Below are 23,172 nucleotides of genomic sequence, written 5' to 3'. Positions count from 1 at the left end.
ATAAGCAATGAATAAAGTGGTGCAGTTCCAAGATTGGGGACTTGTAGACTATCAGGAAGCCTGGGACAGACAAGAGTCCATCTTCAAGGGCGTATTAGACGTCAAACACGACAATCGGGTCAATGCGACAACGACAGACACGCCAAACTACCTGATTTTCACAGCCCACCCCCATGTCTATACCTTAGGAAAAAGCGGACACGAAGAATACCTGCTCTTGGATGAGAAAGGCCTGGAAGAAAAAGAAGCGAAGTTCTATAAGATCAACCGTGGCGGTGATATCACCTACCATGGACCTGGTCAGATTGTAGGATATCCGATTCTGGATCTCGACAACTTTTTTACCGATATCCACCTTTATTTAAGGACATTGGAAGAAGCGATCATCCTGACCTGCGCCGATTATGGTGTTCCGTCGGGGAGATACCCCGGATTTACGGGAGTCTGGATCGAGCCAGACAAGCCCACGGCCCGCAAGATCTGCGCGATGGGCGTGCGTGCCTCACGCTGGGTCACCATGCATGGCTTCGCCTTTAACGTCAATACAGACCTGGATTATTTCAGCAATATCATCCCATGTGGTATCGACGACAAAGACGTGACCTCATTGAAGCGGGAACTGGGTCAAGAAGTCGATATGGATGAAGTGAAGGAAAAACTTCGCGGACACATCGCCAGACTTTTTGAAATGGAAGTAATCTAGCATTAGAAATCATAGAAACGAACAAGGACCTGCTCAACACAGGTCCTTATTTGTTTATGGTGTCCTTAAAAACAGAGAACCTCTGTAAAATACGTTTCTTTATTTAGCGCCTTACTCTGGTCGGCTAACAATAGTACATACAGTCATAGCTAAACAATTTGCCATCTTTAAAGGTAATGATCAGTTGACCTGCATCGCCATTTTGAAGACGGTATACATGCGGCTCCTCGATCATATTTGCAGAGACCATATCGCCAAAATGATTGATAAAATCCCTTTCAGTGTAATTGGCATCCATACGCTCATTGCCTATCACCAAAATCTCACCATCCGTAAAGTATAGCTTATAGACCGTTCCGACGATCTTCTTTTTGTAATTTTCCTCGAATGCCACAATCATATTCGGGGTTTTATAGAAGTAGCGCGGTTCCCAGCCACATTCGGGCATATCCGGTATATCCGCAACACGTTGCATCTTCAATTGGTTCATTTGTGCATCCTTGATCTCTCCGTCCACGAGCGACAACCCTTTCCAGATAAAATGCAGGTTCAGCGCCTTCATCTTTTTTTCATACGCGTCAAAATCAGGCTTTTTATCCAGTTTACTGGCCAGCAGCAATTCAAAATCAATATCGACTTTCGGATTTTCCACCCCATAAGCGGCATAAGATTCCTTCCAGTAGGAAAAGGCCTGTTTTAAGTTTTTCCCCTCCCGCCAGGCCAGCTCCCGCAATCTTCCTACCTGAACCAGTTCTTTTTCTTGATCCTTACCTTTTACCGCCAAATAATCTTTCAGTACTTTATCGTAGGTCAGGACGGAACCCAAAAATTTCAATTGCACATATTCAGGCTGTTCATGAAAATGATCGCCGATATACACCCAACCGTCGGTATATAAAGGGACATAATCAATGCACAGCAACTCATTGAGCGGTGCGCGGCGCACAGCGGTACTTGTCGTTGACGGCGCTTTACGGACACGCAATTCGGACACCTGTACATAATAGTGCGGGCACTGATACCCTTCGACGCCCCGATAGAAATACTTGGCGGGCTCCCCAGCAGATTTTTTCCCGTCCATGAATTTCTTCAACGGTTGTCGATCGATAAATCCGATATCACCGTTGCTGACCTGCACCTTATACTGCATGCTGGTCGAGTCGACCAGATAAATAGGCGCTTCGGTAATAAATACCCCCAAAGGATCATTGTTATTTCCAGCCTCCCGATAGAGATAGCCCCACTTGGATGTATACACAGGCCGTTCACCCGCTGGCTGCGCCATGCTTCGGTTCACAAAACAACTGTATAGGATACAGCACAGGAGTAATACTTTTCCAAACATATAGCTTTATTTCTTTAAATAGCGATACAGATATCCATCAATGTTGGCTAAATCCGTTGAAAACTATCCATAAGGGCAAGTCAACTTTTTTAGCATAACAATAGCATCTCTGATACTTAACAAAAATAGGCAAAAAGGAGGCCAAGGAAATCGCTATAATCAGCTATTTCGCGAACGAAGGGTTGATCTTATTTTGGGTTTTATTTCCGACTCAGTAATGCCACCTGTCCCTCCAAAGCGGAAATGGTCTTTTCCTGCGCTTTGATCGTCTGTTCAAGCGCGGCGACCAATTGTCTGGAAACTGATGAACCTTCGGAACTGGTCGCGGCCATCTGCGGCTCGGGGCTAACGGTTTCCGCAGTGCGCATCATTTTGCCTTCGCCCATCAATAACCAAGCAGGGCTAATATCCGGATGGCGGGTCAATATCGCAATCATTGCATCCGAACTCAGCGCCGTATTTTTCTGACCGCCCTTAAAATTGGCATAGGAAAGACCCACATCTTTAAAAAATTCAGTTTTACTGATGCCCTTTCTTTCAGCGATCAGCAATACGCGTTCTTTTACGTTCACAATTATTCAATTTTTAAGACGCTATTATTCTAAACCAAACAACAAACCAAATTTCCCGTCTGTGCAGGAGTTTATCTCTACAAAAAAAAGAGGCTCACTAATTCCTATTGATTCCACAGCGATTGAACAACTTATTCCCATGCAAATAATGACCAATTAGCTTCCCGTCTCCGATAAGAAAACAAAAATTTATGGTTAGAATCTATTTATTCCGCAGCGATTCAATCTCACGCTCCAACGACAATAATAATCGCTCCAATGATATAATTGTCTTTTCTTGAGATTTAATAGTGATATTTTGTGACGAAATCAATTGCTTTAACGTATTAATCTCCCTGTTGGTGATTCTTTCCAATTCAGTAGTTAGATACGTTTCTTCATCTTCTTTAGCTAAAACAGGCTTAAGCATTTCTCCTTCCCCTTTCAATAACCACTCGGAGGAATATTCCGGATATTTTTCGACAACACTGATCAGCCATTTAGCCTGAACATCTGTATTATTGCTAAGTGCACGTGTAAATACGCCTCTACTGGCTCCAATAGCCGATTCAAATGCTGTTACACTCAATCCCTCTCTATCAGCAATAACCTTAATTCTCGTTAAAAAAGAACTCATAATCAATAATTATCAATATATAATTTGTTTTATCGAAAATTAGTGCTTAAATTAGCTTTACCATTGATAATTATAAACACATTATTTAACTAAAAACGTTCCTAGCATGAAAAATACGCAAAAGAAACTAAAAGCGAAACATTTTCGCTATTTAAGCAAGGAGTATATTGAAGATCCGCTGAAATATCTCGAAGATTTTTATGAGCAAGAGACTTACCATCATTACTTTGTTATGGAAATAAACTTGCTTATAAACGCGGCGTCAAATGTAAAGATGAACTGCCCTAATTCCAGTTTAGGTTACAACACAAAAAAACTGATTACGTTTGTTGAAATAGCCTATGTCATTTTCAAAAAATGCAATTTGAAAAAGCTGAAAAATCCCTTGAATTTTATTCAATGTGTTTCCGACTATTGGAATTACGTATCAGGGGAATGTTTCAGTGTAAATGACATTGAATCGCCAGAAGATGAGATCAGCCGATTTTTCTCACATCAATCATTAGGACAATGGTACGAGACTCTGGATGAAATCTGGATAAATATTAGCGATAGAAATGGTGATTTTCTAGGAAATGAGGGAAATAACATCCTTGCCGTTAGAGAATTATTACAAAGATTAGCGATATCGCTGCATAAAATATATGAAAATAAATCGCTTCCAGACATTATTGCGAACAATCAAGAAGAGATTGAACATGAGGAAAGCCAAGATCAAAAGTCTTTGGAACAGACCGACAGCATAAAGACAAAAGAGGAACCCTTCGATGACGCCGTAGAAAACGAAATATTTAGTCCCAAAAAGCAAGTTACTCTACCACCTTGGTTGGCACCTCAGCCTTTTTCTATAAAAGCAATTCAAGACTTCTTTTCCCACGGATGCCTCGACAGATGGAAGGAACATATAAAATACTGGCATAAAGCAGCCATCACAGAAAACTGCTTTTGGTCTGCGACCAAAGAGAGTCCTTTCTACGGTGGATCAACTCTATTATTCAACTATTCCTGTATCTATACCCTATTAGAAATGTTTCGTAATGAAGCCGATTTAAGAAAGATCGAATATATAGTCAAAGATCCAAATCAACAAATACTTATCCGTGATAAAGTGTCAATTACCATCGTAAATAAAAATGATAAATTTCACCTAAGTCACACAAATACTGAACAACTCGAAAATCTATTTCCTTCAATTGCCAATTTGATCAATCAATACACCAAAATAGAATGGGACGAAATTTTATATGACTGGTTAGAATATGGACTATCTAAAGAAGCATACGCCAATGAAGATTTTTCAAATCAAACCTTGCTTATTTACGAGACTTTGATCAACCTCGTTGAACTTGCTTATATATTAGCATACGAAAATGAGATTGAAATACTAGATGCTGTAGCCTAATTACAAAGACGTTCAGCTCTGAGTGTCAACTTACCTTAAAGTATAACAATAGGCGATAGACTAACCAAATAACCTCAATACCAAACCAATCAATTATGAACACCGAACTTACCCCAATCATCGAAGCTATCCTTCGCGTAGTCGCGGTTGATGAAATCTATCAATGGACCTATGCCCACGATGGCAAAAAATATCAGATGTTACAGATCAATCTACCTCCAAATCCCGGAATTCGGTTTGCCGATGCACGCGAACTGGTCAACGAAGCATTAGAAAGTTACCCCAACCTTTACTTCAACTTAAATTTCGTACATGAAATACAAAAAAAGCTCGGACAGGGATTAGGCCGCACTTACCTGATTTGCCAACCTGAAAACCGTATCTACCACAATCCCACACAGGAAATACCGCTCGTATTACCTAACGATTCTGCCGAACAGATTATTGAAAGATCCAGCCTGTATATAGATAAAGAGAAAACCAAAATCCGTTCTTTTATTGACGGCTACAACTTCTATCTAGGACATGATAACCATGCACATGCCGCATTTATGCTACATCAAGCCATTGAGCTATCACTTAAAACAGCAGAAAGCCTATTAAAAGGAGACGAAAAGAAATCACATTCGCTAAAAGGTAATATTAGCTACCTGAAAACATTTGATTCTAAAATTGCCAAGCTCGCAGTTAAAGATCAGGAAAAAAAAGCGCTAGACAAGATCGACGAAGCTTATATTGATTATAGATATAATCACGATTACACAATTGACAAAAACTTATTAGAAACAGCTTATCAAATTGCTATAAACGCATTAAATTGGATCTACGATTATTCCAATCTTTTATTCGAAGAAATCAGAGAACAACTTAGCCCAGAACAAATTCAGTACAGGAGGATTGAAAAATTCAAAAACAACATCGCTATTTACAACAATAATCATTGTAACAGCAATTATCGTGACCTGATCTTAAATATTCTGGAGTTATACTGTACCCCTTCCTTAGTTGCCTGCTTCGGTTATTATTCGGATCAACATAAGTACAATAGTCTGCTCCAAAACAATAAAGAAGACCAGATAACGCATGCTTACTACCTCTTTATTGCGTATGATAGCCTAAATACAGACCTCGCCAACCTACAACAACAGACAATGGATCTCTTGCCGAAAAGTGTTTCGCTGACCTTAGTCACCGAAGAAACAGCACACTTTATCAAAAAACTTACCAAAGGCCATCCTTTCTTTCTATCCCTCGTAAAAGCTGGCGATATCTGGTTTCAAAATGCAGTAATTGAAAATATCAAACCTGACAGCATCACTGCTCCTCAACTTGACCTGGAGTATGCACGCAAGCAATGGGACAGTCGCTACAAGAATGCCCGCTGCTTATATCTAGCTTATGAAGAAGGCTGGCCTAGTGGTGTCGAAGCGGTATATTTCACCCTCTCACAGGCTTTAGAACAAACCTGCCTCGGTGTTATCAATACAATCCTTCAATACAAACCTCAATCAGTAGGTCTTCCTTTTTTAATGAATCTCTGCCGACTAATTGTTCCCGAAGCACACGCGACCTTTTGTCTCAACAACAGCGACCACGTTAAACTGTTTAAGGAAGTTATCAAAGCTCAGCAGGAATTTAGACATAACGCCAACTATAAAGGAGACCCATGCGCCATTATAAGATTACAGGAGCTTACAAAGTTGTTTATCGAAAAATGTAACCAAGAGATGGAAGATTACTTTGGGAAAATAGCAAGTGCTATTCAGGTCGAGAAAATAGCGTAAGAAATAAAACCATTTCCAGTTATCTTACCAATTTAATACATTTAAATTATGAAAGAACTTCAACTAACCCTTTCCGAGCAAGATCAACTGGATGCATTGCTGTTCAGCATGTCCAAATCACCTCAAATAATTAAAGCACGCAAAAAATCAAGATTCATGTTTATGCTGCTCATGCTGATACTTGCCATCCCATTTTTCTTTTATGAACGTCAACTGGCCATTCTGATTATCGTAGTGAGCATAATCGCCTTTTTGTTCTTTCCCAAATATCTTGGGATATACTATAAACGTTATTTCACCAAATATGTCAAAAGCCCCGAATTCCAGAATCGAATCGGTATTCTACACACAATCAGCTTTGAAGATAATTATCTCCAGATCAAAAGCACACAAATGGAGTCCAAATATCAATACGATCAGTTTGAATATATGAGCGAAACGGCCTTCGCATTTTTTATCAAACTAAAAATGGTCGATCAACTGTTTTTCCCAAAACAGCAGATCGAAGATACCGCCGAATTTAAAGCTTTCCTGGTAGAGCTTAGCCAACGCCTTCATATCGCCTATAAGGAGGAACTGGACTGGAAATGGAAATAACAGTCGAAAGACCTTATGTCCATGCATAAACTAAGCCAATGCCCTGATATCCTTGATTTCCAATATATTTTTCACATCGTCCCGCTCCACAGCATGAATCATCGCCCGCCCCACCTCATGTAGGGACAACACCGCCGAAGGGGCAAAGAATTTTATAATCTTCGCAACAAATGAAAACGGATTGGCATGCTTCTGTCCCGCAACGGTGGTCATTCCACCTGGCCGGAAATTGTATTCCTTCTTAAAAGGCAATTTCGCTAGATCATTTTCCGTCTTGCCCTTCACCCTTGCCCACATCACCCGCCCCCGTTCAGTACTGTCCGTACTCCCGCCCGATACGTATATAAAGCTGATTTCAGGATTGATATTCAACAGCGATTTTGCAAATGCCAATGTCGTATCATAGGTGATAAATCGGTATTTATCTTCTTTCATGCCAACCGAACTGACACCTGCGCAATAAAAACAGGCATCATAGCCCCGGATCTCCGCTTCAACTTCGGAAAGATCCGTGAAATCTTTCACCAAAAGCTCCTTTAGCTTTGGATGTTGTATATCAGCAGTACGACGTGATATGCTCAATACCGCCTCTACTTTATTATTTTGAAGACATTCCAATAAAACACCTTCTCCGACCATTCCGGTGGCCCCTGTTATTATAACTTTCATCGCAATTCAACTTATGTACCAAGCCAAAGGGCTATAACTATTATTATTTATCCAGATCAATAGGATGCCATGGCATTATATCATGCGCAAGCGCTCCTCCTCCAAATCAATCTGATAGAGCTGCGAACGGATAAGATCCTCATCAATCTCCGACTCGCTGTTCAATCTTTCCAGATATTCGCGCTGCACATCCAACAATTCAATGAAAATCACTTTAGTGCGCTCATTCATCCACGAATCATCCGCAGCATTGACTTTTTCCTCCCAATGTCGCAAGATCCTCTCCATGGCCTCCCGATTATGTTCTTCTTGCTCATATTTATTTTTGAGAAACTGATAGACATGCTGTTTTAAGCCTTGCTTCATCTGCTGTTTGGCAACCTCTTCGGGCGCCTCAGCAAGAACGGCATCAAAGAGCTTCGTTCGCTTGATCAGATAGGGTAAAGTGAGTCCCTGAACCAAAAGGGTTGAGAGAATGACGACAAAGGTGATAAATAGAATCAGATGCCGCTGCGGAATCACAGTACCATTCATGACCAAAGGAATGGAAAGTGCCGCTGCCAGGGAAACCACTCCCCGCATTCCTGTCCAGCCCAGTAATAGTGGCATAAAGAAACGTTGTTTTGAAGACCGCGCCCTAGGTGCCACACTTGGACGAAAGATAAGCGTTGCAATCATTGCAGCATAGGCGCTGATCACGCGAGCAAAGATAAGAACAGCCGTCACCAAGAGACCGTAACCGATCGCCTCCCGAAGCGAAGTACCATTTGCACGCAAGCCGGCAACAATCTCGGGGAGATCCAGACCAATAATAAAAAATACAATCCCATTCAGGATAAACACAAAACTTTCCCAGACACTCAGCCCTCGCACACGACTGGTACTGTTCAGAAATTTAAGCCGCTGGTTGGACATCAACAGACTTCCCGCAACGACCGCCAGCACCCCAGAACTGTGAAACTGCTCGGCAATCCAATACATAAAATAGGGTTCGATCAAGGTCAATGCAATATCCGATGGCGCGTCTGTCGGTAAGCGTTTATGTGCCTGGATAAAAAACCAACCCAACAGAACACCGATACCAACCCCACCGACCAACATCCAAATAAAAGATACCGCTGCCTCCTGCCATACAAACTGCCCCATACCCACGGCAATCAGTGCAAAACGGACAATAATCAAAGAGGAAGCATCATTCAGCAGACTCTCCCCTTCCAAGATTGCAGAAGTAGATTTTGGAACTTTCACAAACTTCATGATGGCCCCCGTACTGACGGCATCTGGCGGGGAAACAATCCCGCCCAGTAGAAAACCCATTGCGAGCGTGAAACCCGGAATATAATGATTGGCAACCACCGCAACAGATAGTGCGGTGAAGAAAACCACCAAAAAGGCGAAACTTCCAATAATACGCCACCATTTCTTCATCTCCTTATACGAAATCGACCATGCAGCCTCACATAGCAAGGGTGGAAGGAAAATCAGAAAAATAACATCCGGATCGATCGTAACAACGGGCAATGTTGGAATAAAGCTGACAATCAAGCCCGCCAAAACCAGTAAAATGGGATAAGCAACCCGAAGTTTCGTTGCCAGCATTTCGAGTAGAACGATGGCCGTAATCATGGCGATAAATAGCGGAAACAAGTTATGCATAGGCTGTCATAATTTATTGGTCCTGAGACATATCATTAACTCTTGTAAATATCTTAAATGGAAATTAAAAACCATCAACTCCCGGTCATATTTTTTACTTTTTCATCTGTACCCTAGTTTTACCCCAATTCTGTACCTCAAATTGAGCCTGTACCCTTCTTAAATTAGCAAAAAATGATTTATTGCCATGTCGACTACAACACATCAATCGTATTCCATCAGACAGGTTGATCTCTCTGATCTCTCTGATCTCTCTTTACTAAAAAAGGCTCAGTCTGAAGCGAGCAACAAAAACTTGCTGCACATGCCTTTTCTCTTGCTTGCGCAAAACGAAGAAATAGCAGCTGTTTCTTCTGCTACGGTCTCCGAAAACAACAACCTTACTGTCGAAATTTCTTATCGAACTGAAGTTTCCGAAGACTTATCAACCGTATTTAAGCGCAAAGCGCAGGCTTATTTCGAACAGCAGCTTTTAAATATGTTTGGCAGCGAAGAAGCACTAAAAAGGGGAATCCGTCATTTCCATGATTGGGTAAATCCAAAGGGAAACAGTAAATTAGTATAAGTATGGAGCAGCAACAATTGTATAAAAAAATTGCAAACATCGTAGAGAACCAGATCAAAAATGGCTCTTTGACCTACGGAGATCGTCTACCTTCTGTCCGTAGTGCACAAAAATTGTATAATGTGAGCTTAAATACGGCAAAGAGCGCCTACATGGAACTCGAGAGCAGATCGCTGATCGAGTCTCGCCCCAAATCTGGCTTTTTCGTCAGCCTGGCCGGCCAACGCCGGATGTCCATACCGTCGATCTCAACATTTAAGATTGACGAAAAGAAGCAAGATCCCGCGGCATTGATTGATAAAGTTTTTCACTCGTTGGAGGATAAGGAAATTACGCGATTCTCTTTGGGATTGCCCAGCCCCTCTTTGCTCCCCATTCAGAAACTCAATAAATGTATCCTGGAAACGGTGCACGAGCTGCACGATTACGGCGATCAGTACGGACAGGTGCAGGGTAGTCCGACTCTACGTAAAGAGATTGCCAAATGGTCGCTCGTACTGGAGGGAAAAATAAGCGACGAAGATCTGATTATCACTTCGGGTGCCATGAACGCCATTTATAGCTGCCTCCGCGCAGTCACGAAGCCTGGTGATACCATTGCTGTGGAAAGTCCGCTCTATTTTGGCTTTATCCAAGCATTTCAGGTATTGGGATTGAAGACCATTGAGATACCGACACATCCCATTACAGGTATTGAACTGGACGCCCTTAAAAAAGTAATCCATAAAATCGATGTATGCTGCTTTGTTTCTAATTTCAGCAACCCCTTAGGTGCCCTGATGCCCGATGAACATAAAAAAGAACTTGTCAAGCTCCTTGCTTTCCATCATATTCCCTTGATCGAAGACGACCTTTATGGAAATATTTATTTCGGAAACTCAAGACCCAAGCCCTGTAAATACTTTGATGAAGAAGGTTTGGTCATGTGGTGTGGATCTGTCACCAAGGTATTGGCGCCAAGTTTTCGGATCGGGTGGGTTGAACCGGGACAGTACAAAGACAAGATTCTCAAACAAAAGCTGATCCAGACCATCTCGCAGCCGGCTATTTACCAAGAGGCTGTTGCCAAATTTCTGCAGATCGGTCGTTATGACCACCACCTCAATACCTTTAGAAAGAAGTTGTACAGCAATTACATCAATTTTAGAAATAGTATCGAGGCCCATTTTCCCGAGAATACCAAGATGTCACAGCCCGAAGGTGGATTTGTGCTCTGGTTGGAAATGGATCCAAAAATTGATTCTACCGTACTATACGATTATGCGCTAAAACAAAAATTGAGCTTTGCTCCAGGTCGAATGTTTACCCAACATGATCAATTTAAAAACTGTATTCGCCTGAACTATGCCGTCGATTGGAACGAAAAGACAGCACATGATCTGATGCGATTGGGCCGCTTTTTTAAAGCCGTCATCTAATCGGCTAATCCCAGTCAACTTCATCATCGTGACTTGGTAAAATAGGCGGTGGCAGTTTATCGGATTTTTCTTCGGGGAATATCGTATGCTTACCTCCACGGATCAGGAGCGCATCGAAAATTTCACCAGTCATCAAGGTGCCACCGTTGGACATAAATTCGTCCTGCCCATCAGGGCTCGTCAGCCAGCACCTTACTGTACCCAGACATAAAATAACAGCATCTTTGCAATCCTCCAATGTGAAAGTAATTCTACGGTCCGCTTTATGATCTCCTTTCCTTAGCTCCAATGTCTTGCTAGCATGATGAAATAGGGTATTCCGGTCATCCAGTTTAATTATCACACAATATATTTTTATGTCTATTTTAGCTAGCCTTTCGTGAATTAATTCAAATTTACGGAGACCTGCCAAATGAAGCTGAACCTGAACTTGTTGCTGGGCTTCATCAAAATGCGCAACTGGGTGATTCATAAAGAAATTGTTCCAGCTGACCCGTTTGGAGTACCGGAAACCTTTCAAGGGGAGTACTGATCCATATCCGAGCCGTAAGCTCCCGAGATCGTGCACCCGATCATTGCGAACAGCTTCATAAAGTATATTTTGTAATCGTATATAGGTACTACGTTCACAGGCACGAGGTTGAATGGATTTTAGAATCTGGTACAAACGACTGGCTAATCCACTGTTATAGGTAAAATCAAGTCCAGCTAGACGACTATTTTCACTCAGCACGTATGATACCATCTGCTTTACTCCTGTATTGCGGTTACCAGAAGATTTACTCATTTCATAAAGTTAAATTGGTATACTTTAAAAATACAATAATCGTATGAATTAAACAACAGCTCGTTTAACAACACATAAGACTATGATTGCTAAAGCGCACAAAGTCCCTTCAACTCCCTTTAAATCCCCTCAAGTCCGCTCAAGTGCCAACAGTATTCGAGGAGGTTTCGCACATACTTCGTACCAACTCCGGGATTGCTTCGGAGTCGGTTCGACATCTGGTCGGTTCGGCTTCGGTCATTCATCGACAATAAGGCAAACAACAGTCAAAGAACAGTCAAACCAAACCCGACGTTGTCCCAACGCAGTGCCGAAGCAGTAGCAACGCCCACCCGAAGGATCTCCGAACAACTATCGAACATGGGGCAACAAATCAGCGGAAACGTACTACCCGTCCAGTACTGTACCTCCTCCCAAATTGTATAAGGCGAAAAGTACTTTATAGGTGCTTTAGTGGTACCTTATATATGCCTAGGGGCTGCTTGGATAAAGCAGTCCCTAGGCATATATTTTACAATACGGAATGTTTAGGTACCCAACGACATTCATTAAATGACTTGGAATTATATGTTTGCCCTAAGAATTTCTCCTTTTAGGTGCGAACTCTTAGCATATACACCATCAAAGGGGCTTAAAAAATCTCTAAAATAATGAAGACGTCCTAAAAGGACGCCTTCTAATTACTGAATTTTTTGAAAGAATTTTTTTGTCTTATAGAAAGCCAGTAATCCGATGATACCAATCATCAACCAAAGAAAATCGACAACAAATAAATCACGTTGCCCATCAACAAATGTTTTCCAAAGCCAATTATGTGTCACCAGACCATTGGCTATCGGAACGAGAAATGCAAGGATGCTTCCGACCAATAGTGTTTCGCGATTTGTCCTTCTTATGCTGCGACGAATGATATAGTAAAGCGACAGCAGCAACCATGCGTAAAAATAGACCCGATAAATAAAGGACTGATCAACTTTAGGACTGATTTTAATCGCAATAAATGTAATCGCCGTAACCGGGAGCATCGTCAAGCATATCGCTGTGAAAACATTAGCTGCCCAAAAGTTGAATTTGCGTTTTCTTGGAATAACATTGTTTTTATCACGTGCAACCAACCAGATCAGAATTCCTGAAATAATAACCAGACAGCCCATTACCCCTAAGATGAAATAGACCATTTTGAGCGGGTATCCACCATAGTCGCCATAATGCAAACGGTAGATAATGCTGCGGACATAGTCCCCATAGCTCGCTCCTGTTAAGGGTGATTTCTCTTCTACAATCTTATTATCGGCCACCTTCACGGTCAATATTCCAGATCCGGCAAAGCTGCTGTTAAAATGCGGTTCAAGCTCCATAATAACATGCATATTTGAATCCGCATAGTTTTTTACGACAATACGCAGGAACTCGCTTTCTGGCCACTTTGTCTTTGCGATGTCCAAGATAGGAGCAATTTTCACATCCTTATTTAAAGATTTATAGCTATACACATAGTCCTCCTTGGCGGAAACACCAATGTCCTGATACATTTTCTGCTGATCGCCATCGTACAGCAATTTGCTGAAAGGCAATGCCAAAACTGAATTAACAATCAGAAATGTACCTGTAACGGCAAAAATAAACTGAAAAGGGAACCCAATCACCCCCAGGGCGGTGTGCATATCTGTCCAGACAGTCTTCCATTTGCTGAATGGCCTAAACACAAAGAAGTTCGACACTAATTTGTCCCAATGCAATAATAGCCCTGTTATCAATGCAAATAAAAAGATAAAGGCTGTAATTCCGGCAACAAGGTATCCAAATGGCGCTATTCCTACGCTAATGGGTACTTGATTGAGTTGGGCCAGAAAATGTAAGCGGAATAAAAACTCGCCCATGTCATAGTTCTGCGCATAATCCCCTACCTTTTGATTGACAAAATTATAGGTAAAATTTTTCGAGTCATCATCTCCACCTCTCCGTCTCCGGCCTTTCTTTTTTTCAGCTTTCTGTTTGGGCGTTATCTTGGATAGATTTTCCTTATTGAGTATCGTGTCGTTTGACGCTGTGTACCCCACATAAGCAGAAGTTCCTTCCCGGTGCATATAGAAGTTGATATCACGCCCATGAAGGTTGGCTTCTCCTTTTAGAGAATCCAGAAGCTTGTCAAAGCTCTGATGGTTTTCCTTGTATGTTTTGTATGACGCATTATTTTGCCAGGCCGCAATCTCATTTCTAAAAAATGCAAAAGAACCTGCAAAAAATATCACGTACAGAAGCGCACAGATGATAATGCCACTGATGGTATGGGTATTAAAATAGATATTGTAATTTCTGTTGTTCATGATTGATTACATCTTTAACAAATAAGGCAACGAAAAAACCGCAGCCAAGAGTAAATAAATTCCCCATATTTTCCATCCGCTTTTGGAAAGAAAAGCCAGGAGCATCAGGACTGCCCAAAGTAGATAACCTGTGAATCCTGCAGTCATAACAACATCTTTTTTCTCAAAAAGGTTAGTCAACAATACATGAAAAGAGAGCATAACAACATAACCGCCGATAAATCCGGCCGTAATCTTCAGAAATCGTTGCAAGGGCGAACTCAGGTATTTTTTATTTGCTGGCATAAGAAATCAATTAGGATATCAAAAATTCAACACAGAGACTGGCGGCATACAATGCGAGAACTTGGTACCCTGTTAAATAACGGTAAGGGTTCAGTAAAACGACAAGGCTCATCATGCACATGACATAGGCAAAAAAAGCAAAGAATCCAGCACCAAGCCCCTGCAGATAGAGGATAACCCCAAATGGTAGCAGGAGCATCACAATGCTCAAGATACGCACAGACTGTGTCTGTGCGCAAAGCTTTTTCAACCACTCGGGTCTATGATGGAACTTCACTTTTTTACTGCTGTTATAAAAGAGGTAAGCGCCAATAAGTATAATTATTAAAAGTGTGCTATACATCGTGTAAATGATTTATATAGAATCGCTTAATTAAAACTTGTAAGTTATACCCATACGGAAATTACGTCTTGCTTCAACGATGTACGAATAATAATTTACACTTCCGGCTATTTTTGCATTAGCAGCACCTGTCGAACCCGCTGTTAACAACTTACGGTTATCTAGCAGATTGTTAACCATAAGAGAGATATTATATTTACCTTTTTGATAACTGATACCACCATCAGTACGTAGATAGTTCTTAAAATTACTTTCTTTTGTCGTTCCTACGGCACGGTCAAACATCCCTTGAACACTTCCAACAAAACCTACACCTTTTAGCACACCTTGTTGTAACCGATAGGATAACCAGGCATTTGCCGTATGTTTGGCCGTATTGGGTGTAATATTGCCAACATTTTCTTCTTTCGTATCTTTTGATATTTTGGAATCTGTCAACGCATAATTGGCATTGACATTTAATCCTCTTAAAATCTCTCCTGTGATATCAAACTCAATACCTTTAGATCTTGTTTCGCCTAACTGTGCCTGAAAAGATACCCCATTAACAACATGGCTCGGATCAGGATCGGCAACTAAAGCATTCTTACGTGCAATAGTATAAGCACTAAGCGTAGAAATCCATTTTCCTCCCATCCATTCTTTCTTCACTCCCGCCTCTAAATCAACACCTCTTACCGGCTTAAAAGCATTACCTTCCCAATCCGTACCAGCTACAGGAACAAAAGATTGGTCAAATAATCCGTATATACTCGTGGATTTGTTAATAGAATAGCTTAATCCAACACGAGGAGTAAATGCTTTATCTGTTCTATCCGAAACAGCTGTCTTTCCAACAACTTCATTAATCGTATAGCGCAGGCCTAAAGATAATCTCAATTTTTCTTCCAAAAACGCCATTTCATCGTGCGCGTAAAAAGAAATATAGTTTGTTGAGGTAACGTAATTACTGCCTCCAGCGCGTACTTTCACACTTTTAGAACGATCTACTGTCGGAAGCAAATTTCCAGGTATACCATAAACAGGATTATATACATTCAATGGAGTCAAAGGAATCGGCGCAAATCCAGTACTATCTTTAGGCATTAGATCTCTGAAATCGCCCCAAAACTTTTTATTTCCATAATCAGCACCAACCAAAATTCGGTGACGGACGCTTCCCGTATACTCCTCGCCATTTAAAGAGATTTGACCAAAACGATTTTCGCCATGCTCGTCAGCTATTGAATAAGTTCGGGGCATATCTCCCTTTGCTGTCATATAGGTAAGCCAAGTACTTGTCGCCTTCATATCGAAGTTAAAGTAGGCCATCTGCGCGTGTAATTTCCATCGATCATTCAGTTTGCGGTCTAAATAGATGTACGCACTGTGATCCCTTAGCTTACCCGGCTCCATAGATGGATCACCATAGAAAAAATCATTGGAAATATCTGAATCAGCAAATCCTTTTGGCGAAAAAGTATAGTTACCATTAGCCAAATAAGTTGAACCTTGATAAGTATATTCGAATGTCAAATTAGTTAATGAATCCAATTTGTAAGTTACCACTGGCGCAATCACTACACGATTACTATAGTTGTATTTTGTAAAATAGTCCTTTTGCTGTGCAGCCATATTTAAGCGGTACAACAATTTACCATCTTTACTCAACTTGCCATCAAAATCAACCGCGGCACGGTATGTACTAAAGCTCCCCATATTGAATGTCGCCGAGCCTTTCGTATTTCCTGTCGGTTTTTTGGTCACAACATTATAGAATCCCCCCGGTTCACCATTGGCCAGCATAAAGCCAGCTGGGCCTTTTACAAATTCAATACGCTCAATCATAGATGCGTCCTCAGCTGTGGGCCCCCATGATGCTTCGATATTCATGCCGTTACGAAATGCCGGGATCTTGGATCCACGCATACGAATATTGGCGTATTGATTGTCCCAGTGTCCTTGACGTGTTGCACCACTGATATTGCGTGTAATACCATCGACAATGTCAAAAACCTGTTGATCAGCCATGAGGTCAGATGAAATAACCTGAATATTTTGGGGTAACTCCAAGATCGGTGTTTTAAGACGTAATGACCCAGATATACTATCAAACTTATAATGCTCATAGTACTTACCGTACACGGCCACTTCATCGATTGACTCGGATTGGTCTTTCATAATGATGGGCCCTAAATGTGTTTCTTCGTCTTTTACGGTTACCTCCATAAAATGTTTACCATAGCCGAAAGCTTTGATTTCCAGGCTGTAAGTCTTGGCAGAAAGTCTATCAAAGATAAAGTGTCCCTCACTATCGGTACTGGTCGTTACACCTGTATTCGATAGTTTAATTGTTGCACCCGAAATAGGTTCGGATTTCTCATTGACAAGGATACCGTCAATCTTCAATTTGCTCTGCGCTTGCGCTACAGAAAAAATTGAGCTGATCATCGGAATAGCTAGAAAGGATAAAGTTTTATTCATACGTATTTCACTGGTAGATATGTAATAAAGAATAGATTCATTTTGAATGTGGGATTTAAAATGAATCCATCTAATTTGTAGGTATCAATTTTTATTTTACTGCAAAAAAGGTTGTACTTCCCTGCCACGACGATGCATATGGTTTTCCCTCATGCTCGCCTGCTTTTTCGACAAATGTACTTGCTTCGAGTACATAAGCACCAGCCCAAAGGGCATCGAACGTAACAACACCGTTGGCATCAGCTACAAATTCTTTTCCCCAACCTGTGGACGAGAAAACAGAGACCTTGGCATTTGGAACAACTTTTCCTTCGCTGGTTATCTTAGCCTGTAAGCTAGCGCCTTTTTTTGCATTTGCAGAATTGATCAACTCAACCTGTAACGGATTTTTTAATGCACTATAGTCTAATTTGCTTGATTTGCCAATGACAACGGGCATTAGTGAGGAAAACTCATATTTTGTCTGGCCACCCAGATCTTTAGGTGCCTTTACGATCGATAAAAAGTAAGTTCCTTGCTCAGTCGGTTGGAATGAACCGCTGAAATGATCTCCTTTATTGGTCAATTGCACTTTAACAGGGGCTTTTCCCGGAACATACAATAACAAGGTGAAATCCTTCACATCAGAATACCATTTTTCAATCTGATCTCTTTCATTGGTAACATATTCACCATAATAGACTTTTACTTCATGCGACTGATTGACTGTACCATGAGGAGCGGATTCTATCCAAAGTGCGTGAGCGGAACTGCTGTTACAGTAAAACAATACTGTAAGGAATGCAAAGAGTGATGTTAAAATTTTCATAATATGTTGATTGAAGCGTATAGTTTTTCAACTTATTATGGAGGAGCTTACAGGTAAAAAAAACGGTTAACCAATAAAACCGCAAATTTCGTTATCTTGCAAGTTCTTCCATATCCTATATCGGAAGCAACTGGAGCAGCGAGCTGCTTCAGTCAACTAGAGACAGTTGCCGCTGTCTGTAGCTTTTCGCCATGTGATAGATTGCCGTCTATTGCATGGTGTTTTTGTCTTTAATCAGACCAGCAAATTCTTGTTTAATAATTTAGACTGATTAAAAACAAAACAAATATAAAAGGAATTATTTGGAAATCAACTATATTTTAATTTTTTCACTTCTGAAGTTTTCTTTGATTTTTTCACGAAATTTCACTGTAAAACAAGAACTTACAAGGTATTGATCAATAAAATCAGCTGGCCCGTTTCTTTAAGTCGCGCCAATAGGACATGCCATAGCGGATCGGTATCAGCAAAAAAAGGAAGTGGTTGAGACTTTATTAAGAGTGATCATTGATTTTATGAGGAGTAGCGGTTAGTTTAATTATCCGAGGAAGGTCCTTTGGCGTTGAAACAGACTGTTTATGTAGCAGCCCCTGTGTCGGATCGATATCAGCAATGAAAGCGAAGTTGTGGTTGACTTTACTAGGAGTAGCGGCTGACTTTATTCGGAGTGATGGTCGCCTTATTAGAAGCAGCGCTCAGTTTAATTATCCAAGACAGGCCGTCGGCGATGAAACCGCCTGTTTATTTAAGATATGGGTAATGTCAAACAATTCCGTTTCCTGATAACGTGTAGCCACATGAAGTTTGATATGCTCACAATGGGGTTCAAATGTCGTATGAACAAGATCGACCGTATTATTTTCACCGGAGAGGTGTGTTAAGATCAGATGCTTGAGACGATCAGTTTTATATTGATTGAATAGTTCAACCGCAACACGATTGGAAAGATGCCCCCATCCGCTGCTGATCCTATTCTTCAAAAAATAAGAATATCTTCCTGTATGCAACATATCTTCATCGTAATTGGATTCCAACAAGAGAATATCCGAATGTTGGATCACATGCTGCACATTTTCGCAGGGCCGTCCAATATCGGTCAGCACACCGATATTATGAACTCCATCAGAGACAAGGAAACTACAGGGTTCTTTTGCATCATGGTATTTGGGGATCCCATAAATTTTAAGCCCTCCTATTTCAACTTCCTCATTGGGCGCAATGATATTGACCAGGTGGGAAGGTAAATGTAGTCTGGATCCTTCATAACTTCCCTTCGTGATATACACGGGTAGATTGTATCTTTTTGCAAAAACCGACAATCCGCGGATATGATCGGAGTGTTCGTGCGTTATGAAAATTGCTTTAATCTGGGTCGGAATAATCCCAAGATTATACATCCGGAGATGAATATGTTTACTGTTGATACCAGCATCAATTAATATAGCCGAATCATCTTTGGCTATATAATAACAGTTTCCATTACTCCCGGAGGCGATCGCACAATATTTCATTCGCGTATACTAATTATGAATATATATGTTCTACTGCAGCAAAGATACAAAAAACAAGAAAACTCAGTTGAACCTTAACATTCCGGCAAACTCAATGGAATATTGACCGCCAAACCGCCGTCTGCTGTTTCTTTATATTTGGCGTTCATATCCAAAGCGGTCTCCCACATGGTTTTGACCACTGTATCCAAACTTACTTTGGCTTTGTCGGGATTTGACTGTAAAGCCAGCTGCGCTGCTGTAATCGCTTTTATCGCCCCCATAGTATTGCGTTCGATACAAGGAATCTGTACCAGTCCTCCGATCGGATCGCAGGTCAACCCGAGGTGATGTTCCATGGCGATCTCCGCAGCCATCAGCACCTGGCGTTGTGATCCACCCAGCACCTCCGTCAGCGCACCGGCAGCCATTGCTGAGGATACCCCAATTTCTGCCTGACACCCCCCCATGGCGGCTGAAATAGTCGCATTCTTTTTAAAGATGGATCCGATCTCCGAAGCTGTTAGGATAAACTGCACAATTTTATTTTCCCGCATACCGTCATGGAAAGTAATATAATACTGTAAAACCGCAGGTATAACCCCTGAAGCACCATTGGTAGGAGCAGTAACAACACGTCCAAACGATGCATTTTCTTCATTTACAGCAAGTGCAAAACAGCTTACCCAGTCTAGGATATATTGAAAATTCTGTCCACCTTCACGAATTGCCGTTATCCATGATTCATAATCTTGGTAACTACGTCCCTGCATCAATTTTTTATTTAATTTTGCAGCCCTACGTTCCACATTCAAGCCTCCGGGCAGTGTACCACCAGTGTGACAGCCACGATAGATACACTCATAGATCGTCTTATAGATATTCAGGACACCAGCAACAGTTTCACTTTCCTCCCGCCATGCACACTCATTTTCAAGAACAAGTTCTGATATTTTCAAGCCTGTTTTCATGGTCCAGTGCAGTAGCTCCTGTGCGGTATCCACCGGAAAAGGAAGATCCACTTCGGATAATACACCCTCGGTATCATTTTCCTGAACGACAAATCCACCACCGATAGAATAATAGGTTTCGGTAATGGCTTTACCACTTGACAGGAAAGCCTGAAAAGTAACAGCATTTGGATGGAAGGGTAAACTCTCTGTGTATAAAAACAGAAGGTCTTCCTGATAGGAGAATGGAATCGTGCGCTCACCTGCAACCACCAGTTCGCCTACCGCTTTGATATGCGCCACTTTCGGTGTCACCTGATCTACATCAAAGGTAACCGGATCATCGCCACTCAGTCCAAGCAGAACAGCGATATCTGTACCGTGTCCAGCACCGGTCTTGGCTAAAGATCCATAAAGCAAAATCTTGACCTGATCGACCTCATTCAATACACCTTTTGTCTTGAGGACATGGGTAAATTGCTGGGCTGCACGCCAAGGGCCTAAGGTATGCGAACTGGATGGTCCGATACCGATCTTAAACATATCAAAAACGGATATTTGTTCTTTGCTCATAATCTTTATTGTTGCGGTTAGCTCGCTTTGCATAGCTTTTGTGAAAACCGCATCTAAATTAGCACAAATAAGTGTACAATGTTACCTGTATTTGCATTATTATCAATTTCAAAACCAAGCTGACATTCTTTTAACAAGTATCCAACAAACATCTTACATTTTTTAGGGAAAAAGTAAGAAATGCTTCCCTATCTTTGTTGGCTACAATTTATAGAATGACGGGAAAAACATATTTATATTCTTTTTTTGCCTTTTTTATCTGTTTATTTTCGATCAGAACATATTCCCAACAAATACCTAAGCGAGAGTTTCGTGGTGTATGGGTTGCAACCATAGGTAATATAGACTGGCCTTCGGTCAGAGCCGGCAACAATGTTGCCCAGCAAAAGCAGGAATTTATAGACCTCCTCGACCAGCACCGTAGTGCGGGTTTAAATGCAATCATTCTACAGGTACGGCCTGCAGCAGATGCTTTTTATGGTAAAGGTCGTGAACCTTGGAGTAGATACCTGACAGGAAAACAGGGGCAGGCCCCATCCCCATTTTATGATCCTTTAGAATTTGCCATTGAGGAAGCACATAAAAGAGGCATGGAACTGCATGCCTGGTTCAACCCCTATCGGGCCTCGACCACATTGAATCCCGCACATTTCTCAGAGGACCATATCACCAAACGGCACCCCGAATGGTTCTTTACATACGCAGGAAAAAAGCTTTTCAACCCGGGACTGCCCGATGTCCGTAAATATATCATCGATGTCATTATGGATGTTGTCAAGAATTACGATGTGGATGGTATTCATTTTGACGATTATTTTTACCCTTATCCCGATAGCCGGAGTACATCTGTCCCGGATCAGCTGACTTTTGCCCAGTATAATAATGGCATCGAAAATATTGAAGACTGGCGACGCAATAATGTGAACATGCTCGTGCGCGACCTCGGCATTGCCATAAAAAAAATAAAACCTTATGTTAAATATGGGATCAGTCCATGTGGTGTATGGGATAATAAGGAAAACAATAGTATCGGTTCGGAAACACGTGGGCTAAGTGCCTATCGGGAGCTCTATGCGGATGGTGTAAAATGGATGCAGGAAGGCTGGATCGACTATATCAATCCACAGATCTACTTTCCATTTAAAAACCGCGCCGCGGCGTATGAGGTTCTGGTATCCTGGTGGCAACGACATACCTATGGTCGGCATTTTTATGTAGGTCATGGAGCCTACCGGGTAACAGAAAATAAGAGCGGTTGGACCGACAAAAGTCAGATCCCGCGACAGGTACGCCACCTACGCGAAGAACATGATGTAGAAGGAAGTATCTATTTCAGTTCCAAATCGCTCATGGACAATTTGGCGGGACTACAGGACTCCATGCGAAATGACCTGTATCGTAGCCCTGCTTTACCCCCAACAATGCCTTGGCTGGACAGCATCCCACCAAACGCTCCTTTCGGCTTGCTGGTAAAATCATCCGCTAACGGGAAAATGAATACGCTTTTTTGGCAGAAACCGGATGTGGCCAGTGATGGTCAATCCGCTTACGGGTATGTGGTCTATCGATTTGTCGTAGGTGAGCGGGTCAATATCAAAGATCCGGGCAAAATTATCTTTATCACATACGATGCCGATAAACTCCAGTATACGGATGATGACATCAAACAGAATCAACGTTATAAATATGTTGTCACTGCAATAGACCGGATGAAAAACGAGAGCCGTCCTTCTGACAGTCGAGAGGAAAACGAGGAGAGCTAATCTTCTTCAGAACGATTGGCATTGACAAAAAATAAGAAGAGCCCTCCCGGATGGCT

At 41.6% G+C, this 23,172-nt stretch carries 20 protein-coding genes; 7 read left to right on the top strand and 13 right to left on the bottom strand.

Annotated elements, in window-relative coordinates:
• Positions 1-7 precede the first annotated feature (7 nt).
• Complete coding sequence (lipB, locus tag LC454_RS08705; protein ID WP_223581540.1) at positions 8-703, top strand: lipoyl(octanoyl) transferase LipB; 696 nt, start codon at positions 8-10, stop codon at positions 701-703.
• Between the two features lie 124 nt (positions 704-827).
• Here lipB and LC454_RS08700 read toward each other — a convergent pair whose 3' ends face one another.
• The 3 genes from LC454_RS08700 to LC454_RS08690 all read right to left on the bottom strand — a co-directional run bounded on the left by LC454_RS08700 (position 828) and on the right by LC454_RS08690 (position 3,236).
• Positions 828-2,048: a hypothetical protein gene (locus LC454_RS08700; protein ID WP_223581538.1), complete on the bottom strand. Its 1,221-nt coding sequence runs from the start codon at positions 2,046-2,048 to the stop codon at positions 828-830.
• A 200-nt stretch (positions 2,049-2,248) separates the two neighbouring features.
• The gene (locus LC454_RS08695) at positions 2,249-2,620 is read right to left on the bottom strand and encodes a hypothetical protein (protein WP_223581536.1); all 372 of its coding nucleotides are present in this window, start codon (positions 2,618-2,620) and stop codon (positions 2,249-2,251) included.
• 202 nt (positions 2,621-2,822) lie between these two features.
• Entirely contained in the window at positions 2,823-3,236 is a 414-nt protein-coding gene (locus LC454_RS08690; RefSeq protein WP_223581534.1) for a hypothetical protein, read from the bottom strand.
• Positions 3,237-3,342: 106 nt separating this feature from the next.
• Between LC454_RS08690 and LC454_RS08685 the strand changes: the two genes are divergently transcribed.
• From LC454_RS08685 to LC454_RS08675, 3 genes are all read left to right on the top strand, one after another.
• Positions 3,343-4,638: a hypothetical protein gene (locus tag LC454_RS08685; protein WP_223581526.1), complete on the top strand. Its 1,296-nt coding sequence runs from the start codon at positions 3,343-3,345 to the stop codon at positions 4,636-4,638.
• Between the two features lie 95 nt (positions 4,639-4,733).
• On the top strand, positions 4,734-6,422 hold the full coding sequence (locus LC454_RS08680; RefSeq protein WP_223581524.1) for a HEPN domain-containing protein: 1,689 nt from the start codon (positions 4,734-4,736) through the stop codon (positions 6,420-6,422).
• A gap of 48 nt (positions 6,423-6,470) precedes the next feature.
• Positions 6,471-7,019, top strand: coding sequence for a YcxB family protein (locus LC454_RS08675; RefSeq protein ID WP_223581522.1), 549 nt, complete (start codon positions 6,471-6,473; stop codon positions 7,017-7,019).
• A gap of 30 nt (positions 7,020-7,049) precedes the next feature.
• Here LC454_RS08675 and LC454_RS08670 read toward each other — a convergent pair whose 3' ends face one another.
• Positions 7,050-7,688: an NAD-dependent epimerase/dehydratase family protein gene (locus LC454_RS08670; protein ID WP_223581521.1), complete on the bottom strand. Its 639-nt coding sequence runs from the start codon at positions 7,686-7,688 to the stop codon at positions 7,050-7,052.
• Between the two features lie 75 nt (positions 7,689-7,763).
• A complete protein-coding gene (locus LC454_RS08665) occupies positions 7,764-9,344 on the bottom strand; it encodes a Na+/H+ antiporter (protein WP_223581519.1) in 1,581 nt (526 codons plus the stop codon).
• 187 nt (positions 9,345-9,531) lie between these two features.
• Between LC454_RS08665 and LC454_RS08660 the strand changes: the two genes are divergently transcribed.
• Both LC454_RS08660 and LC454_RS08655 read left to right on the top strand, forming a co-directional pair.
• Positions 9,532-9,909, top strand: a complete 378-nt coding sequence (locus LC454_RS08660) for a hypothetical protein (RefSeq protein ID WP_223581517.1) — start codon at positions 9,532-9,534, stop codon at positions 9,907-9,909.
• Between the two features lie 2 nt (positions 9,910-9,911).
• Entirely contained in the window at positions 9,912-11,327 is a 1,416-nt protein-coding gene (locus tag LC454_RS08655; protein ID WP_223581515.1) for a PLP-dependent aminotransferase family protein, read from the top strand.
• Positions 11,328-11,331: 4 nt separating this feature from the next.
• Here the strand turns inward: LC454_RS08655 and LC454_RS08650 are convergent, their stop codons facing one another.
• The 8 genes from LC454_RS08650 to LC454_RS08615 all read right to left on the bottom strand — a co-directional run bounded on the left by LC454_RS08650 (position 11,332) and on the right by LC454_RS08615 (position 21,353).
• A complete protein-coding gene (locus LC454_RS08650) occupies positions 11,332-12,114 on the bottom strand; it encodes a hypothetical protein (RefSeq protein WP_223581513.1) in 783 nt (260 codons plus the stop codon).
• Between the two features lie 680 nt (positions 12,115-12,794).
• Entirely contained in the window at positions 12,795-14,441 is a 1,647-nt protein-coding gene (locus LC454_RS08645) for a PepSY-associated TM helix domain-containing protein (protein WP_223581512.1), read from the bottom strand.
• A 6-nt stretch (positions 14,442-14,447) separates the two neighbouring features.
• Positions 14,448-14,726, bottom strand: a complete 279-nt coding sequence (locus tag LC454_RS08640) for a hypothetical protein (protein WP_223581510.1) — start codon at positions 14,724-14,726, stop codon at positions 14,448-14,450.
• Positions 14,727-14,736: 10 nt separating this feature from the next.
• Positions 14,737-15,069, bottom strand: a complete 333-nt coding sequence (locus tag LC454_RS08635) for a hypothetical protein (RefSeq protein WP_223581508.1) — start codon at positions 15,067-15,069, stop codon at positions 14,737-14,739.
• Between the two features lie 30 nt (positions 15,070-15,099).
• A complete protein-coding gene (locus LC454_RS08630) occupies positions 15,100-17,532 on the bottom strand; it encodes a TonB-dependent siderophore receptor (protein WP_223581506.1) in 2,433 nt (810 codons plus the stop codon).
• A 91-nt stretch (positions 17,533-17,623) separates the two neighbouring features.
• A complete protein-coding gene (locus tag LC454_RS08625) occupies positions 17,624-18,340 on the bottom strand; it encodes a DUF4198 domain-containing protein (RefSeq protein ID WP_223581504.1) in 717 nt (238 codons plus the stop codon).
• A gap of 704 nt (positions 18,341-19,044) precedes the next feature.
• The gene (locus LC454_RS08620) at positions 19,045-19,851 is read right to left on the bottom strand and encodes an MBL fold metallo-hydrolase (protein WP_223581502.1); all 807 of its coding nucleotides are present in this window, start codon (positions 19,849-19,851) and stop codon (positions 19,045-19,047) included.
• Positions 19,852-19,925: 74 nt separating this feature from the next.
• On the bottom strand, positions 19,926-21,353 hold the full coding sequence (locus LC454_RS08615; protein ID WP_223581500.1) for an L-serine ammonia-lyase: 1,428 nt from the start codon (positions 21,351-21,353) through the stop codon (positions 19,926-19,928).
• 215 nt (positions 21,354-21,568) lie between these two features.
• On the opposite strand from LC454_RS08615, the gene LC454_RS08610 reads away from it, so the two are divergent.
• Positions 21,569-23,116, top strand: a complete 1,548-nt coding sequence (locus LC454_RS08610; protein WP_223581498.1) for a glycoside hydrolase family 10 protein — start codon at positions 21,569-21,571, stop codon at positions 23,114-23,116.
• The last annotated feature ends 56 nt before the right edge of the window (positions 23,117-23,172 follow it).

Source organism: Sphingobacterium sp. GVS05A (assembly GCF_019969845.1).
GTDB lineage: Bacteria > Bacteroidota > Bacteroidia > Sphingobacteriales > Sphingobacteriaceae > Sphingobacterium.
Note: the sequence above shows the minus strand (reverse complement) of the source record. Positions and strands in the feature narration are given on the sequence as shown.

What these genes read in the sequence shown, in the direction of transcription:
- lipB (WP_223581540.1), top strand. Translation starts at nt 8, where the DNA reads ATGAATAAAGTGGTGCAGTTCCAAGATTGGGGACTTGTAGACTATCAG.
- LC454_RS08700 (WP_223581538.1), bottom strand. Translation starts at nt 2,048, where the DNA reads ATGTTTGGAAAAGTATTACTCCTGTGCTGTATCCTATACAGTTGTTTT.
- LC454_RS08690 (WP_223581534.1), bottom strand. Translation starts at nt 3,236, where the DNA reads ATGAGTTCTTTTTTAACGAGAATTAAGGTTATTGCTGATAGAGAGGGA.
- LC454_RS08685 (WP_223581526.1), top strand. Translation starts at nt 3,343, where the DNA reads ATGAAAAATACGCAAAAGAAACTAAAAGCGAAACATTTTCGCTATTTA.
- LC454_RS08680 (WP_223581524.1), top strand. Translation starts at nt 4,734, where the DNA reads ATGAACACCGAACTTACCCCAATCATCGAAGCTATCCTTCGCGTAGTC.
- LC454_RS08675 (WP_223581522.1), top strand. Translation starts at nt 6,471, where the DNA reads ATGAAAGAACTTCAACTAACCCTTTCCGAGCAAGATCAACTGGATGCA.
- LC454_RS08670 (WP_223581521.1), bottom strand. Translation starts at nt 7,688, where the DNA reads ATGAAAGTTATAATAACAGGGGCCACCGGAATGGTCGGAGAAGGTGTT.
- LC454_RS08665 (WP_223581519.1), bottom strand. Translation starts at nt 9,344, where the DNA reads ATGCATAACTTGTTTCCGCTATTTATCGCCATGATTACGGCCATCGTT.
- LC454_RS08660 (WP_223581517.1), top strand. Translation starts at nt 9,532, where the DNA reads ATGTCGACTACAACACATCAATCGTATTCCATCAGACAGGTTGATCTC.
- LC454_RS08655 (WP_223581515.1), top strand. Translation starts at nt 9,912, where the DNA reads ATGGAGCAGCAACAATTGTATAAAAAAATTGCAAACATCGTAGAGAAC.
- LC454_RS08650 (WP_223581513.1), bottom strand. Translation starts at nt 12,114, where the DNA reads ATGAGTAAATCTTCTGGTAACCGCAATACAGGAGTAAAGCAGATGGTA.
- LC454_RS08645 (WP_223581512.1), bottom strand. Translation starts at nt 14,441, where the DNA reads ATGAACAACAGAAATTACAATATCTATTTTAATACCCATACCATCAGT.
- LC454_RS08640 (WP_223581510.1), bottom strand. Translation starts at nt 14,726, where the DNA reads ATGCCAGCAAATAAAAAATACCTGAGTTCGCCCTTGCAACGATTTCTG.
- LC454_RS08635 (WP_223581508.1), bottom strand. Translation starts at nt 15,069, where the DNA reads ATGTATAGCACACTTTTAATAATTATACTTATTGGCGCTTACCTCTTT.
- LC454_RS08630 (WP_223581506.1), bottom strand. Translation starts at nt 17,532, where the DNA reads ATGAATAAAACTTTATCCTTTCTAGCTATTCCGATGATCAGCTCAATT.
- LC454_RS08625 (WP_223581504.1), bottom strand. Translation starts at nt 18,340, where the DNA reads ATGAAAATTTTAACATCACTCTTTGCATTCCTTACAGTATTGTTTTAC.
- LC454_RS08620 (WP_223581502.1), bottom strand. Translation starts at nt 19,851, where the DNA reads ATGAAATATTGTGCGATCGCCTCCGGGAGTAATGGAAACTGTTATTAT.
- LC454_RS08615 (WP_223581500.1), bottom strand. Translation starts at nt 21,353, where the DNA reads ATGAGCAAAGAACAAATATCCGTTTTTGATATGTTTAAGATCGGTATC.
- LC454_RS08610 (WP_223581498.1), top strand. Translation starts at nt 21,569, where the DNA reads ATGACGGGAAAAACATATTTATATTCTTTTTTTGCCTTTTTTATCTGT.